At 48.3% G+C, this 14,131-nt stretch carries 11 protein-coding genes; all 11 read left to right on the forward strand.

Features of this window, described 5'->3' with window-relative positions; translation table 11 throughout:
• The first annotated feature begins 343 nt into the window (after positions 1-343).
• Positions 344-1,234: a phosphoribosylaminoimidazolesuccinocarboxamide synthase gene (locus tag MHI25_RS03690; RefSeq protein WP_076279486.1), complete on the forward strand. Its 891-nt coding sequence runs from the start codon at positions 344-346 to the stop codon at positions 1,232-1,234.
• Between the two features lie 124 nt (positions 1,235-1,358).
• A complete protein-coding gene (gene purS, locus MHI25_RS03695; protein ID WP_036680912.1) occupies positions 1,359-1,604 on the forward strand; it encodes a phosphoribosylformylglycinamidine synthase subunit PurS in 246 nt (81 codons plus the stop codon).
• A 5-nt stretch (positions 1,605-1,609) separates the two neighbouring features.
• On the forward strand, positions 1,610-2,299 hold the full coding sequence (gene purQ / locus MHI25_RS03700) for a phosphoribosylformylglycinamidine synthase subunit PurQ (protein ID WP_340394985.1): 690 nt from the start codon (positions 1,610-1,612) through the stop codon (positions 2,297-2,299).
• A complete protein-coding gene (purL, locus tag MHI25_RS03705) occupies positions 2,277-4,523 on the forward strand; it encodes a phosphoribosylformylglycinamidine synthase subunit PurL (RefSeq protein WP_038568661.1) in 2,247 nt (748 codons plus the stop codon). The genes purQ and purL overlap by 23 nt, the downstream gene beginning before the upstream one ends.
• Positions 4,508-6,004, forward strand: a complete 1,497-nt coding sequence (gene purF / locus MHI25_RS03710; protein ID WP_036680905.1) for an amidophosphoribosyltransferase — start codon at positions 4,508-4,510, stop codon at positions 6,002-6,004. Before purL ends, purF begins: the two co-directional genes overlap by 16 nt.
• Before the next feature lie 380 nt (positions 6,005-6,384).
• Complete coding sequence (gene purM, locus MHI25_RS03715; protein ID WP_340394986.1) at positions 6,385-7,425, forward strand: phosphoribosylformylglycinamidine cyclo-ligase; 1,041 nt, start codon at positions 6,385-6,387, stop codon at positions 7,423-7,425.
• Entirely contained in the window at positions 7,425-8,042 is a 618-nt protein-coding gene (gene purN / locus MHI25_RS03720; protein WP_076128467.1) for a phosphoribosylglycinamide formyltransferase, read from the forward strand. Before purM ends, purN begins: the two co-directional genes overlap by 1 nt.
• Positions 8,043-8,248: 206 nt before the next feature.
• Positions 8,249-9,796: a bifunctional phosphoribosylaminoimidazolecarboxamide formyltransferase/IMP cyclohydrolase gene (purH, locus tag MHI25_RS03725; RefSeq protein WP_076279485.1), complete on the forward strand. Its 1,548-nt coding sequence runs from the start codon at positions 8,249-8,251 to the stop codon at positions 9,794-9,796.
• 23 nt (positions 9,797-9,819) lie between these two features.
• Positions 9,820-11,085, forward strand: a complete 1,266-nt coding sequence (gene purD, locus MHI25_RS03730) for a phosphoribosylamine--glycine ligase (protein WP_076142419.1) — start codon at positions 9,820-9,822, stop codon at positions 11,083-11,085.
• A 287-nt stretch (positions 11,086-11,372) separates the two neighbouring features.
• Positions 11,373-12,668: an SEC-C metal-binding domain-containing protein gene (locus MHI25_RS03735; RefSeq protein ID WP_076128473.1), complete on the forward strand. Its 1,296-nt coding sequence runs from the start codon at positions 11,373-11,375 to the stop codon at positions 12,666-12,668.
• A gap of 158 nt (positions 12,669-12,826) precedes the next feature.
• A complete protein-coding gene (ilvA, locus tag MHI25_RS03740) occupies positions 12,827-14,089 on the forward strand; it encodes a threonine ammonia-lyase IlvA (protein WP_076104158.1) in 1,263 nt (420 codons plus the stop codon).
• Positions 14,090-14,131 lie beyond the last annotated feature (42 nt).

A 14,131-nucleotide genomic window follows, 5' to 3' on the forward strand; every position in this document is an offset into this window, starting at 1 on the left:
GGATTTCTACCGCAGCAGCGGTTCAATCAGGAAATCTGAGGATAACAGCGATCGGAAGTCCAAACATTCCTCGGAGTTACGCCTTTGAGACTCTAAAAAAGATAAGTTAGTGGTGAACTAAGGAACTAGGAATAAAAGAAATCGGTCGAAGGAGTAATGGAGAGGAAGTTTGGAACTGTAGAAGCGTAGCGTTCGCCTTTATCCTCGGATTTCTACCGCGAGAAGCGGTTCAAATCAAGAAATCTGAGGATAACAGCGATCGGAAGTCCAAACATTCCTCGGAAGTGCTTCCTCCTAGACCAGCCCAACTTAGGAAGATCATTAGTTCAAGGGAGGAAAGGTCATGACATCATCGGCCGTATCCACAGCCGTGGAACTCATCAATGCGCCGCTGCTCTACAAAGGGAAGGTTCGTGAGCTATACGATTTAGGGGAAAATGTACTGATCGTAGTTACAGATCGGATATCTGCTTTTGACTATGTGCTGGACCCGGCAGTCCCTGAAAAGGGCAATGTGCTTAACCGTCTGAGTGCGTTCTGGTTCGGACAGACTAAAGAGCTGATGGAGAATCATGTCGTTCATATCGATGTGGATCTGCTCGGCGACGTAGTTAAGGACAAAGAGGCTCTCAGAAACCGTGTCATGGTGGTACGTAAAGCTGAGCGTATTGATATCGAATGCGTAGTGCGTGGATGCATCACTGGCGGCGGCTGGAGACAGTATCAAGAAACCGGCAAGGTAAATGGTATTGAACTTCCTGCTAACCTCCGCAAAAACGCGCTGCTGGCAGAACCGATTTTTACTCCTGCGGCTAAAAATGATGTAGGTCACGATGAGGATATTCCGTTTGAGAAAATGCAGGAATTAATCGGAGCTGATCTGGCGCTTGAGCTGCAGGAAAAGAGCTTAAAGCTGTTCGCTTTTGCTAGAGAGTATTGTGCTGAGCGTGGGATCATTCTTGCGGACTGCAAATTCGAATTCGGCTTGTTGGACGGTAAGGTGATTCTGATCGATGAGATTTTTACACCGGATGCTTCCCGCTTCTGGGCTAAGGATAAATACGCGCTTGATATTGAAATTGATAGTATGGATAAAGAGCCTGTTCGTACGTATCTATCTGCATCTTCCTGGGACAAGAATAGTAAACCTGATCCGCTCCCACTGGAAGTAGTAGAAGAAACTACACGGCGTTATCTGGACATTTATCATCGTCTTACTGGCAAGTCTTTATAGTTCAACATAGTGTGTGCACTCATGGGAATAAATTCAGTATATATTTTTGAAGCTAAATGTACTCATTGTAGAATTTCAGTTTCAGAGGGTATGCTCATTAAAATTTAGGAGGAACTACAAGCATATGTTAAAAGCGACGGTATATGTCACCATAAAGAAAAGCGTTCTTGATCCACAAGGGGTAGCAGTACAAGGAGCACTTCATTCGGTAGGCTTCCAAGAAGTTGAAAGCTTGCGTATCGGGAAATATATGGAGCTGACTTTGGATACGGATAACCGTGCTGAAGCGGAAGTTCGTCTCAAGGAAATGTGCGAAAAGCTACTTGCCAACACGGTGATCGAGGATTACCGCTACGAATTGGAGGACTAAACGACATGAAATTTGCTGTACTTGTCTTCCCAGGCTCCAACTGTGATATTGATTGCTACAAGGCGGTAGAGGACAGTCTCGGCGAACCAGTCGATTATGTGTGGCATACAGCGACGGATTTGTCGGCGTATGATTGCATTTTGGTTCCAGGCGGATTCTCATATGGTGATTACCTGCGCTGTGGCGCGATTTCGAGATTTGCTCCTGTTATGGCGGAAGTTGCTAAAGCAGCAGAGCAAGGGAAATACGTGCTAGGCATTTGCAATGGGTTCCAAATTCTTACTGAGGCTGGTTTGCTGCCAGGTGCGCTTCGCCGCAACATGTCGATGAAGTTCCGCTGTCACGATACAGTGCTTAAGGTTGTTAATAATGAAACCCCATTTACTATTGACTATGCTAAAGATGAAGAAATCATCATCCCAATCGCACACGGTGAAGGCAACTACTACTGTGATGACGAGACTTTGGCAGAGCTGAAAGCTAACAATCAGATTATTTTTACCTATAGCGATAATCCTAATGGCTCCGTAGCCGATATTGCGGGTGTTAGTAACGTACAAGGGAATGTGGTTGGCATGATGCCTCACCCTGAGCGCGCGGCTAATAGTTTACTTGGTTCAGAAGACGGCAAAAGAATGTTTACATCCATACTGAAGACTTGGAGGGATCGTCATGACGCAGCAAGTATCCGTTAAGGAACCGACCGCAGAACAGATTGCGGAGCAGAAAATTTACAGCCAGTTCGGTGTGTCGGACAGCGAATATGAGCTGATCAAGTCTTTTATGGGACGTTTGCCGAACTACACTGAAATCGGCGTATTCAGCGTAATGTGGTCCGAGCACTGTGCCTATAAGAACTCCAAACCCCTCCTGAAACGTTTCCCAATTTCCGGACCACGTGTCCTGATGGGACCTGGCGAGGGCGCAGGGATTGTAGATATCGGTGACAACCAAGCGGTTGTTTTCAAAATCGAAAGTCATAACCACCCTTCAGCGGTAGAACCTTTCCAAGGTGCGGCAACGGGTGTGGGCGGGATCATTCGTGATATTTTCTCCATGGGCTCCAGACCTATCGCAATCCTCAATTCACTACGTTTCGGGAAGCTGGAAAGTGATCGAGTGAAGTATTTGTTCGAACATGTAGTGTCTGGTATTGCTGGTTATGGTAACTGTATCGGGATTCCAACGGTTGGCGGCGAAATCATGTTTGATGATAGCTATGACGGCAATCCGCTAGTTAACGCAATGTGTGTGGGTCTGATCGATCATGACAAAATCCAACGTGGTGTAGCTAAGGGTGTAGGCAACCCTGTCTTCTATGTAGGCCCTCCTACAGGACGTGATGGAATTCATGGTGCTACTTTTGCATCGGTAGAGCTTAGTGAGGAATCAGAAGCTAAACGTACCGCTGTACAGGTCGGCGATCCATTTATGGAAAAGCTCGTAATGGAATCTTGTCTAGAACTGATCGACAGCGGCATCGTTATCGGGATTCAGGATATGGGTGCAGCTGGCCTTACATGCTCTAGTGCGGAGATGGCAAGTAAAGCAGGCAATGGTCTGGAGCTGTATCTTGATCAGGTGCCACAACGTGAAGAGGGCATGACGCCTTACGAAATGATGCTTTCAGAATCACAAGAACGGATGTTGTTCGTCGTTGAGCCGAAGGATGAGGCCCAGGCACAAGAGATTTTTGACCGCTGGGGTGTTATCTGCTGTAAAGTCGGTAAAGTTACGGATGATGGCCGCTTGAAATTGTATCATCACGGCGAGGTTGTTGGTGACATGCCAGTAACGGCGCTCGTGGATGAGTGTCCAGTATATAACAAACCTTCTGAGGTTCCTGCTTATTATATTGCGAATGAAAAGGTAGATACCCTTCGTTATGAGGAAGTTACGGATCTGGGCGGTGCATTGCGTACAGTACTTGGATCACCAACCGTAGCAAGTAAAGCATGGGTATACAATCAATACGATTACATGGTGCGGACGAGCACAGCTGTACGTCCTGGGTCTGACGCGGCTGTAGTTACCATTCATGGTACTCGTAAAGGACTTGCGATGACTACAGACTGTAATGGCCGTTATGTTCATCTTGATCCTGAAGTGGGTGGACGTATTGCAGTCAGCGAAGCGGCACGTAACATCGTTTGTTCCGGTGCTGAACCGCTGGCTATTACGGATAATCTGAACTTTGGAAATCCTGAGAAGCCTGATGTGTTCTGGCAAATGGAGCGTGCGGTTGATGGTATGGCTGAAGCATGTCGTGTGCTGGATACTCCGGTTATCGGTGGTAATGTCAGTCTTTATAACGAAAATACTACGGGTTCCATCTATCCAACGCCGGTTGTCGGCATGGTTGGTTTAGTAGCGGACACGGATCATATTACGACTCAAGGGTTCAAGCAAGAAGGAGATTCCATTCTTCTGCTGGGAGTGACCAAGGCTGAGCTGGGCGGCAGTGAATTCCAATATGCTGTTCATGGTGTGACCGAAGGTCGTCCTCCGGCTTTGGATTTGGCTACTGAGAAAAAACTGCTGAACGCAGTCCTTACCTCAATTCGTGGCGGTCTGGTGCGTTCCGCACATGACTTGTCCGAAGGTGGACTTGCCGTAGCGCTTGCAGAGAGCTGTATCAGCGGCGGAATCGGAGCAAACGTTGAGCTTTCAGCTAACGGTCTTAGATCTGATGTAGCTTTGTTCAGCGAAAGCCAATCACGCATTGTGCTGACAGCCGCTCCTGAACGTGCGGAAGAGCTGAAAGCAGCGATTGCAGCCAGTGGTGTTCCCGTGGAAATCATCGGAACTGTAGGTGGAGACAGACTGCGCGTAAATCTGGACGGCGTGTCCGCACTAGATGAAGCTGTAGCAGAATTGAAATTCGTTTGGGAGGATGCTATTCCATGTCTTATGAAATAAAGACCGGGAAAGAGCAGGAGACTCCTATCCTGTGGACTGGTGACTTTTACAATGAAGGAACGGGCTCGGGAGATATTTTTGACACATTAAAAGAAGAATGCGGCGTTTTCGGGGTCTTCGGACACCCGGAAGCGGCGTCCATGTCTTATTACGGCTTACACGCCTTACAACACCGTGGAGAAGAAAGTGCGGGAATCTGCGTAGCAGACGGCCGCGATTTCAACTATCACCGCGGGATGGGGTTAGTAAAAGAAGTATTCGACAAGGACAAAATTGCCTCATTGGTTGGAGACATGTCCATTGGGCATGTACGTTATTCCACTAGTGGAGACAGCCGTTTAACCAATGCGCAGCCGCTGGTATTTAAATATCGTGACGGCGATTTGGCAATTGCTACGAACGGCAACATAGTAAATGAACCGTTGATCCGCAAACAGCTGGAGCAAAGCGGATCGATCTTTCAAACTACGAGTGATACAGAAGTGCTGGCGCATTTAATTGCCCGTTCGCCAAAGGATTTTGTTGAAGCGGCAAAAGATGCGCTGCAGCAGCTCGTTGGCGGGTTTGCTTTTCTGCTTATGACAAATGATAAGTTAATTGTCGCTTCAGATTCCCATGGCTTGCGTCCGCTAGTGATGGGACGGATTGGTGAAGCTTATATTTTTGCTTCCGAGTCCTGCGCATTAGAGGTCATTGGGGCACAGCTGGTTCGAGATATTGAGCCGGGCGAACTGCTAGTCCTCGACAAAAACGGTCTCTTGGAGGACCGTTTTACCGAACCCAAACGTAAAGCGCTGTGCGCGATGGAGTATATTTACTTCTCACGCCCAGACAGTGATATGAACGGCTCTAACCTGCACTCCGCCCGTAAGCGGATGGGTAGCCGCATGGCACTGGAAGCTTTTGTCGATGCTGATCTCGTAACCGGGGTGCCGGATTCCAGTATTTCAGCAGCCATCGGGTATGCCGAGCAAACGGGAATTCCTTATGAGCTTGGGCTCATTAAGAATAAGTACACTGGACGGACCTTCATCCAGCCGAGCCAAGAACTGCGTGAGCAAGGTGTGAAGATGAAGCTGAGCGCCGTGCGCAGCGTAGTTGATGGCAAACGTGTCGTTATGATCGATGATTCTATCGTTCGTGGCACGACCTCACGCCGAATCGTCAATCTGCTTAGGGAAGCGGGAGCTGTTGAAGTGCATGTGCGGATTACTTCGCCACCGTTCAAGAATCCTTGCTTCTACGGCATTGATACACCAGACCGCCGCGACCTCATCGCGTCCTACAAGACCATTGAGGAAATGTGCGAAGAGATCAACGCCGATTCCTTGGCATTTTTGTCGCCGGAAGGCTTAATCTCTTCCATTGGTGGACACAACAAAGACGACTACAAAGGCGGACTTTGCCTTTCTTGCTTTGATAATGATTACCCGACGCAGGTGGATTTTGGCGGGGCAGAGAAAGATGGCTGCTCGTGTTGACATCCCCCGCCGGGACTGGCTCGCCAAGCTTCCCTCTGTTTGCTTCGCAAATACGAGGGCCGCTTGTCTCGCTTAAGGAGGTGCATGGCGCAGCTCATGCACCGAGGTCTTGAGGTCCGTGTGCAAGGCGCGCACTGCGGCTTGCAGTAGGGACAAACCGGTGGTTGGAGGGAGTTATGGAGAGGAAGTTTGGAACTGTAGAAGCGTAGCGTTCGCCTTTATGGTTGGATTTCTACCGCGAAGAGCGGTTCGAATCAGGAAATCCAACCATAACAGCGATCGGAAGTCCAAACATTCCTCGCAATAACTCCCCTGCAACCACCCAAAAGCCGAATGCGCCCAAACGCGCTCTAAACTATTAAAAGATGAGGTGTCCAATAGTGTCGGAAGCTTATAAAAACGCCGGAGTGGATATTGCGGCTGGTAATGAAGCGGTAGAACGCATGAAAAAGCACGTAAAACGTACTTACCGTCCAGAAGTAATGACGGATCTTGGTGGGTTCGGAGCGCTGTTTGGCCTCAATAAAGATAAATATGAAGAGCCAGTGCTTGTATCGGGAACCGATGGTGTAGGCACAAAGCTCAAAATCGCGTTCGCGGCAGATCGCCATGACACGATTGGCATCGACGCTGTAGCTATGTGCGTGAACGACATTGTAGTGCAAGGTGCAGAGCCACTCTTTTTCCTCGACTATCTGGCTTGCGACAAAGTGGTGCCGGAGAAAATCGAGGCTATCGTAGCTGGAATCGCTGAAGGCTGTCACCAAGCGGGTTGTGCACTGATTGGCGGCGAAACGGCTGAGATGCCGGGTATGTATTCAGCAGGTGAATATGATATCGCTGGATTCACAGTGGGCGTAGCTGACAAAGCGAAGCTGGTAACAGGCGCTAACATCGCTGCTGGCGACACAGTGATTGGTCTGGCTTCCAGTGGTGTGCACAGCAATGGCTTCTCGCTGGTGCGTAAGCTTTTGCTTGAGCAAGAGGGTTATGGTCTGAATGACGTGCTTCCTGAGCTTGGCGCTCCGCTGGCGGATGTACTCCTTGCACCAACTAAGATTTATGTGAAGCCTTTGCTGGCACTGCTGGAGCAGCTTCCGGTAAAAGGTATGGCTCACATTACGGGTGGCGGATTTATCGAGAATATCCCACGCGTATTGCCTGATAATGTAGATGTGGAGATCAATTACGGATCGTGGCCGATTCTGCCAATCTTCGGATTGATGCAGGACAAAGGAAATGTAAGCAACTGTGATATGTTCACTACTTTTAATATGGGAGTTGGTCTTGTTCTCGTAGTTAGCGCTGCTGATGGAGAACGCGCTCTTGAACTGCTTAAAGCTAGCGGAGAAGAGGCGTATATCATTGGGAAAGTAACGGAAGGGGAACGCAAAGTAACCTTTACTGGAGCTGAAGTGTGATGCAATCAAGTCGAATCGCTGTTTTTGCTTCGGGGCAGGGCAGCAATTTTGCAGCACTGATCGAGGCACAGAAAGCAGGTTTGCTTGGAGACGGCAGGATTGAATTGCTTGTCTCGGACAAGCCGGAAGCGCCTGTAGCACAACGTGCGGAGGATGCGGGAATTCCCGCCCTCTTGCTGCGGCCAAAAGACTTCGCCAGCCGTGAGCTCTACGAAGCAGAGATTGTAGCAGAGCTTCAGCGGCGGGAAATCGGGCTGGTTGTGCTGGCAGGGTATATGCGCCTCATTACACCAGTGCTTTTAACGCCGTATGCGGGTCGGATTATTAACATTCACCCATCGCTGCTGCCTGCTTTTGCCGGAAAGGATGCGATCGGACAAGCGCTGGATTATGGCGTGAAGCTGACGGGAGTCACTGTGCATTTTGTCGATGGAGGTATGGATACCGGGCCGGTTATTGCTCAGCGTAGCGTAGTTGTGTTGGATAACGACACGGCAGATTCATTGGCGGAACGGATTCATAAGGTTGAGTATGAGTTGTATCCTGAAGTGGTTGGCGCTTTTGCCAGCGGGAAAGTGGAACTGAGTGGAAGAAAGACGATTATCCGCGAAAAGTAAGCCACACTGTAGCCATTCGAAGTTTTGGATCGACATTTGGTGACAGGCGGAGAGATTTCAGGGTATTTCTCGGGAAATATTGCATAAGCGGCATTATGTGTCGTGTAGTAGGTAATAGAGTCAGATTCTTTCTTATAGTAATTTCCCAAGCTTTTAGATGTCATCACATTAAATCGCACGTACAACCCGAAGGAGGACTATTCAAAGTGAGTATCAAAAGAGCGCTAGTTAGCGTATCGGATAAACAAGGTATCGTGGATTTTTGCCGCGAGTTGTCTGCATTAGGCGTAGAGATTATTTCCACAGGTGGAACAAGCACGCTTTTGGCTAAGGAAGGTGTTCCAGTCATCGGTATTTCCGATGTTACAGGATTCCCGGAAATCATGGATGGACGTGTCAAAACCTTGCACCCGGCTGTACACAGCGGATTGCTAGCGGTTCGTGACAATGAGGAACACACGCGTCAAATGAAAGAGCTTGGTCTGGACTACATTGATCTGGTAGTAGTAAATCTGTATCCGTTCGCGGAAACCATTGCTAAACCGGATGTATCGTATGAAGAAGCCATCGAGAATATCGATATCGGCGGACCGACGATGCTGCGTTCTGCGGCGAAGAACCATGCTTTTGTAAGTGTAGTGGTAGATGCTAACGACTATGCTACAGTGCTTGAAGAGGTTCGCGCAGGTGGAGATACAACGCTGGAAACACGCAAACGTCTTGCGGCAAAAGTGTTCCGTCATACGGCGGCTTACGATGCCTTAATTTCCGATTATTTGGCTAATGTTACTGGCGAACCGCTTCCTGAGCGCTACACCGTGACTTATGAGAAAATTCAGGATCTGCGCTATGGCGAGAATCCGCATCAAAAAGCGGCTTTCTATCGCAAGCCTTTGGCTGCGGGGGATACTCTTACAGCAGCTGAGCAATTGCATGGCAAAGAATTATCCTACAACAATATCAACGATGCTAACGCAGCGCTGCAAATCGTGAAAGAATTTGAAGAACCTGCTGTCGTAGCCATTAAACATATGAATCCTTGTGGTGTAGGTGTCGGTGAAAGTGTATACGAAGCTTATCAAAAAGCTTACAACGCAGACCCAACCTCTATCTTTGGCGGAATTGTAGCCGCTAACCGGATTATCGATGCAGACACTGCTAATCTGCTGAAAGAGATTTTCCTCGAAATCGTATTGGCGCCAGGGTTTACGGATGAAGCACTGGAAATCCTTACGAAGAAAAAGAACCTGCGTTTGCTCAAAATCGGCAATCTTAGCACGGCTAGCGCGCGTAAGAGCAGCTTCGTAGTTACCTCTATTGATGGAGGAATGGTTGTACAGGAGAGCGATGTGCATTCTGTGAACCCGGATGATCTGCAAGTTGTTACGGACCGTAAGCCAACCGAAGAAGAATTGAAACAGCTGTTGTTCGGCTGGAAGGTAGTTAAGCATGTGAAATCTAATGCGATTGTATTAGCGGCGGATGATATGACAGTTGGCGTAGGTGCAGGGCAAATGAACCGCGTTGGCGCGGCAAAAATTGCGATTGAACAAGCTGGCGAGAAGTCCAAAGGATCAGTCCTTGCCTCTGACGCCTTCTTCCCAATGGGAGATACACTTGAAATGGCAGCTAAAGCAGGCATTACCGCAGTTATTCAGCCAGGCGGCTCCATTAAAGACGAAGAATCGATCAAGGTCGCGAATGAGTATGGAATTGCTATGGTCTTCACAGGCGTCCGTCATTTCAAACACTAGAACGCTGGGAGGATTTTATTCTAATGGATATTTTAGTGGTTGGCGGCGGCGGCCGGGAGCATGCGATTATTTGGAGCCTGTCCCAAAGCCCAAAGGTTGGTAAAATCTATTGCGCACCCGGCAACGCCGGGATCGCGCAGCTAGCAGAATGTGTGCCTATCGGTGTGTTTGAGTTCGACCGTCTGACGGCTTTTGCCAAAGAGAAGGAAGTAGGTCTTGTTGTAATCGGACCGGATGATCCGTTAGCAGGGGGCATTGTGGATGCTTTTGAAGCACAGGCTATTCCTGTGTTTGGTCCGCGCAAGAATGCAGCTGAGATCGAAGGCAGCAAAACCTTTATGAAGGATCTTTTGCACAAATATAATATTCCGACAGCAGCCTATGAAAAATTTGATGGCTATGAAGCTGCACTGGCTTACTTACGCGAGCAACCGCTGCCGATCGTAATCAAGGCAGATGGGCTTGCCGCAGGAAAAGGCGTGACCGTTGCCTATTCACGGGAAGAGGCAGAGCAGGCACTAGCTGATATTATGGTAACCAAAGTGTTTGGTGAAGCTGGCGCTCAGGTTGTCATTGAAGAGTTCCTAGCGGGTCAGGAAATGTCGATTTTGGCTTTTGTTGATGGAGAGACAGTTCGTCCGATGGCTGCCGCTCAGGATCATAAGCCCGCTTACGATGGAGATAAAGGCCCTAATACCGGTGGAATGGGTACCTATTCGCCTCTGCCGCATATCGACGAGGCGATTATCCAAGAAGCGATTGAGACCATCATTAAGCCAACAGCCAAGGCTATGGTAGCTGAAGGCCGTTCTTTCAGCGGCGTTTTGTTCGCAGGGCTGATGATTTCTCCAGAAGGTAAACCAAAGACCATCGAATTTAATGCCCGGTTTGGGGATCCGGAGACACAGGTCGTGCTGCCTAGATTGAAGAGCGACTTGTTAGAAATCTTTTTGGCAGTAACCGAGGGTAGACTTGCGGATATCGACATTGAATGGAGCGACGAAGCAGCGGTGTGCGTGGTTCTCGCTTCTGGAGGATATCCAGGCTCTTATCCTAAGGGAGTGCCGATCGAAGGGCTTGAGGACAGCCAAGGAGGGCTGATCTTCCATGCCGGTACAGCACGGGGGGCAGATGGCAGCTGGGTAACGAACGGCGGACGGGTCTTAGGCGTGGTAGGCCTGGGTGCTACGATTGCCGAAGCTCGTTCAGCAGCCTATGCTAGGGCTGAAGGAATCTCTTTTTCCGGGAAACAGAATCGCAGCGACATCGCTATGAAGGCTCTGGTATAAGGATAAAGCACTGTATCTAGCAATTTTTTGCGCTTTAAGTCCTAAAAAAGGACTGACAAGTGATAGAAGAAGTGCTATAATACTACACGTACGGGGGAAAATGTGCGGATATATACAGATAAGGGCCTTTCCGATCATGGGAAGGCCCTTTTAAATCGGAGTCCTTCAGACTTTGTGCAGTAACCTTATAAAGGATGCCTCGTGCCTGAAAATGTTGATACTTATAGTGCATACTAGCGATACGCTTATGGCGAATGGCTACTCACAGATTTAAGGGGGAATTCGTTTTGAGTAAGATTGGAAGAAATGATATGTGTCCTTGCGGAAGCGGGAAAAAATATAAGAAATGCTGCCTAGGGAAAGAAACTTCTGCAGTGGAATCCATCATGCGACTGGTAACAACGGAAGAATCCGCTGCTACTGTGGCTGTGGCCGAGAAACCAGAAGCGGCAGCAATTCCTGAAGCTAAGCTTACCCTAACTACTCTCAAAAAAAAGGTGTCACGTGATCTGAAATGGGAGCATCCGGCGCATGAACAATTGGCTCTGCATCTTATTGAGACCATGAGAGACAGCTATGACCGGGAGCTAATCTGGGAAGGTCTGGTTCTATGGAATGGTTATTCCCGTCACATCAAGCCTGCAGTGAAGAAAATGGGCTCCTTCTGCGCGGCTATCGAATTTATCTTGTCTGAGGAATATGGTTTCCTTCAAACTCAAGCTGATCTAGCGATCAAACATGAGGTTACTGCACCTACCATCTCCAGAAAAGTTAAAGAGATGCTTAATTATATCGAACAGTACGGCATGGGCGGGGCAGAGGAAGAATTACTTTTGCTCAACGTTTCAGGTACTCCGAAGGATCAGGAACAGGCTTTGCTGCAAAAAGCAATGGAAACTAAAGCATCCAATCGTCGGATCCAGCTAGCAGAAGCGGCATTGGAAGTTTATCCGGACAGTCCGGACGCCTATCTCATTTTGGCTGAGGAAGCCGAGAATGAAGCAGATGCCCGTGCTTATCTGAAAGCAGGGATGGAAGCGGGTGCGCGTGAGCTTGGAGAAGCCTTTTTCACTGAGAACAAAGGACATTTCTGGGGTCTTTACGAGACACGTTCGTACATTCGAATCTGCAAAAGCTACGCTGACTCCTGCTGGTTTAGCGGAAATGCAGAAGAAGCACAAAAGACGCTGGAGCACATTCTAGAATTGAACCCAGAAGATAACACAGGTGCACGTTACCTTCTAACGGCAACGTACCTTTACACTAATAAGCTTAAGAAGACCGAGAAGGTACTGGAGAAGTTCGGCAAGGATGCAGCAGCAACAGTAGCATATGACCGTATGGTTTTAGAATATAAGAAGAACGGGATTACTTCCCAGCTCAAAATGCTATACCGCGTGGCGAAGAATGTGAACAAGCATGTGCCAGATTATCTGTTAGGTATCAAAAGATTGCCGCATAACCTGCCTGATTTTGTAGGCGTGGGTGACGCTAACGAGGCTATCGAATATGTTATTGTACATTCACGTTTGTGGACAAGCTTACCAGACCTGGTGAAGTGGATGCTGAAGCAACAGGACTAGTAGGTTTCATAGCATAGGGATAGCAAATATTAGTAAGAGACTATAGGGTTCCTTTAGTCTCTTTTTCTTTATCACTGATTAGGATGCTTGAAAAAATGTCCTCGGGAGAGTATGTTACAAGAAGTAGAATAACAGATAGATAGTGAGGCGAGAGGGTTATGAGAGAAGAGGAAGACCGAATCGTAGGAATGGAAGATATTGTGCGGGCTCATCACGTACTGCGTGAAGTCATAATCCGGACACCCCTACAACGTGATGCTGTGCTGTCAGCCAAGTATGATTGTGATGTGTATTTGAAGCGCGAGGATTTGCAGATTGTACGTTCTTTCAAAATCCGCGGAGCTTATAATATGATTCGTAGTTTGTCAGCAGAAGATAGAGCAAAAGGGATTGTCTGTGCGAGTGCGGGCAACCATGCACAAGGCGTAGCCTATTCCTGTAAGGCGCTTGGAATTAAAGGCAAGGTCTACATGCCAAGCACTACGCCTAACCAGAAGGTTAAGCAGGTGCGGCGGTTTGGCGGTGAGTTTGTTGAGGTCATTCTGAAGGGAGATACCTTTGATGACGCTTATGATGAAGCACTGCAAGCTTGTATAGATCATGGGATGACGTTGATCCATCCTTTTGATGAGCCACGAATCATTGCGGGCAACGGCACCATTGCAATGGAAGTGATGGAGAGTCTGGACAACCCTGCAGACTTTATGTTCGTAACCATTGGTGGAGGCGGTCTGGCAGCGGGTATAGCCACCTATGTGAAGACAGTTAGTCCTTCTACCAAGTTGATTGGTGTGGAGCCACTCGGAGCAGCTTCTATGACGGAAGCGATTAAGCTTGGAGAAGTGGTGACTCTAAAGGAAATTAATAAGTTCGTGGACGGAGCGGCTGTAAAACGTGTTGGCGGATTGACGTACGATATTTGTTCCCGTCATCTGGATGACATCGTGATGGTGCCTGAAGGTAAAGCTTGTACCACGATTCTGGAACTATATAACGAGAATGCCATAGTGGTTGAGCCAGCAGGTTCGCTGCCTATCGCAGCGCTTGATCAATATCGTGATCAAATCCGCGGCAAAACAGTTGTCTGTATCATAAGCGGCGGCAACAACGATATTGACCGGATGCAGGAGATCAAAGAGCGTTCATTGATTTACGAAGGCTTAAAACACTATTTCATGGTGAACTTCCCGCAACGTGCAGGTGCGCTGCGTGAGTTCTTGGGCGAAATCCTTGGACCTCACGATGATATTACCCGTTTCGAGTATATCAAGAAGCATGATAAAGAAAATGGTCCCGCGCTTGTGGGCATTGAATTATTGTCAACGGATGCCTACGAACCTCTCATCGAACGGATGCAGCAGAAGGGCGTCGATTATGTAGAGATCAATAAGGATTCTAATCTCTTTAACATCCTTATTTAAGGCTCGCATCCACTTCATAATCACGTTAATGAACATAAACAA

The sequence above is a fragment of the Paenibacillus sp. FSL E2-0177 genome, assembly GCF_037992975.1.
In the GTDB taxonomy this organism is placed as follows: domain Bacteria; phylum Bacillota; class Bacilli; order Paenibacillales; family Paenibacillaceae; genus Paenibacillus_AQ; species Paenibacillus_AQ odorifer.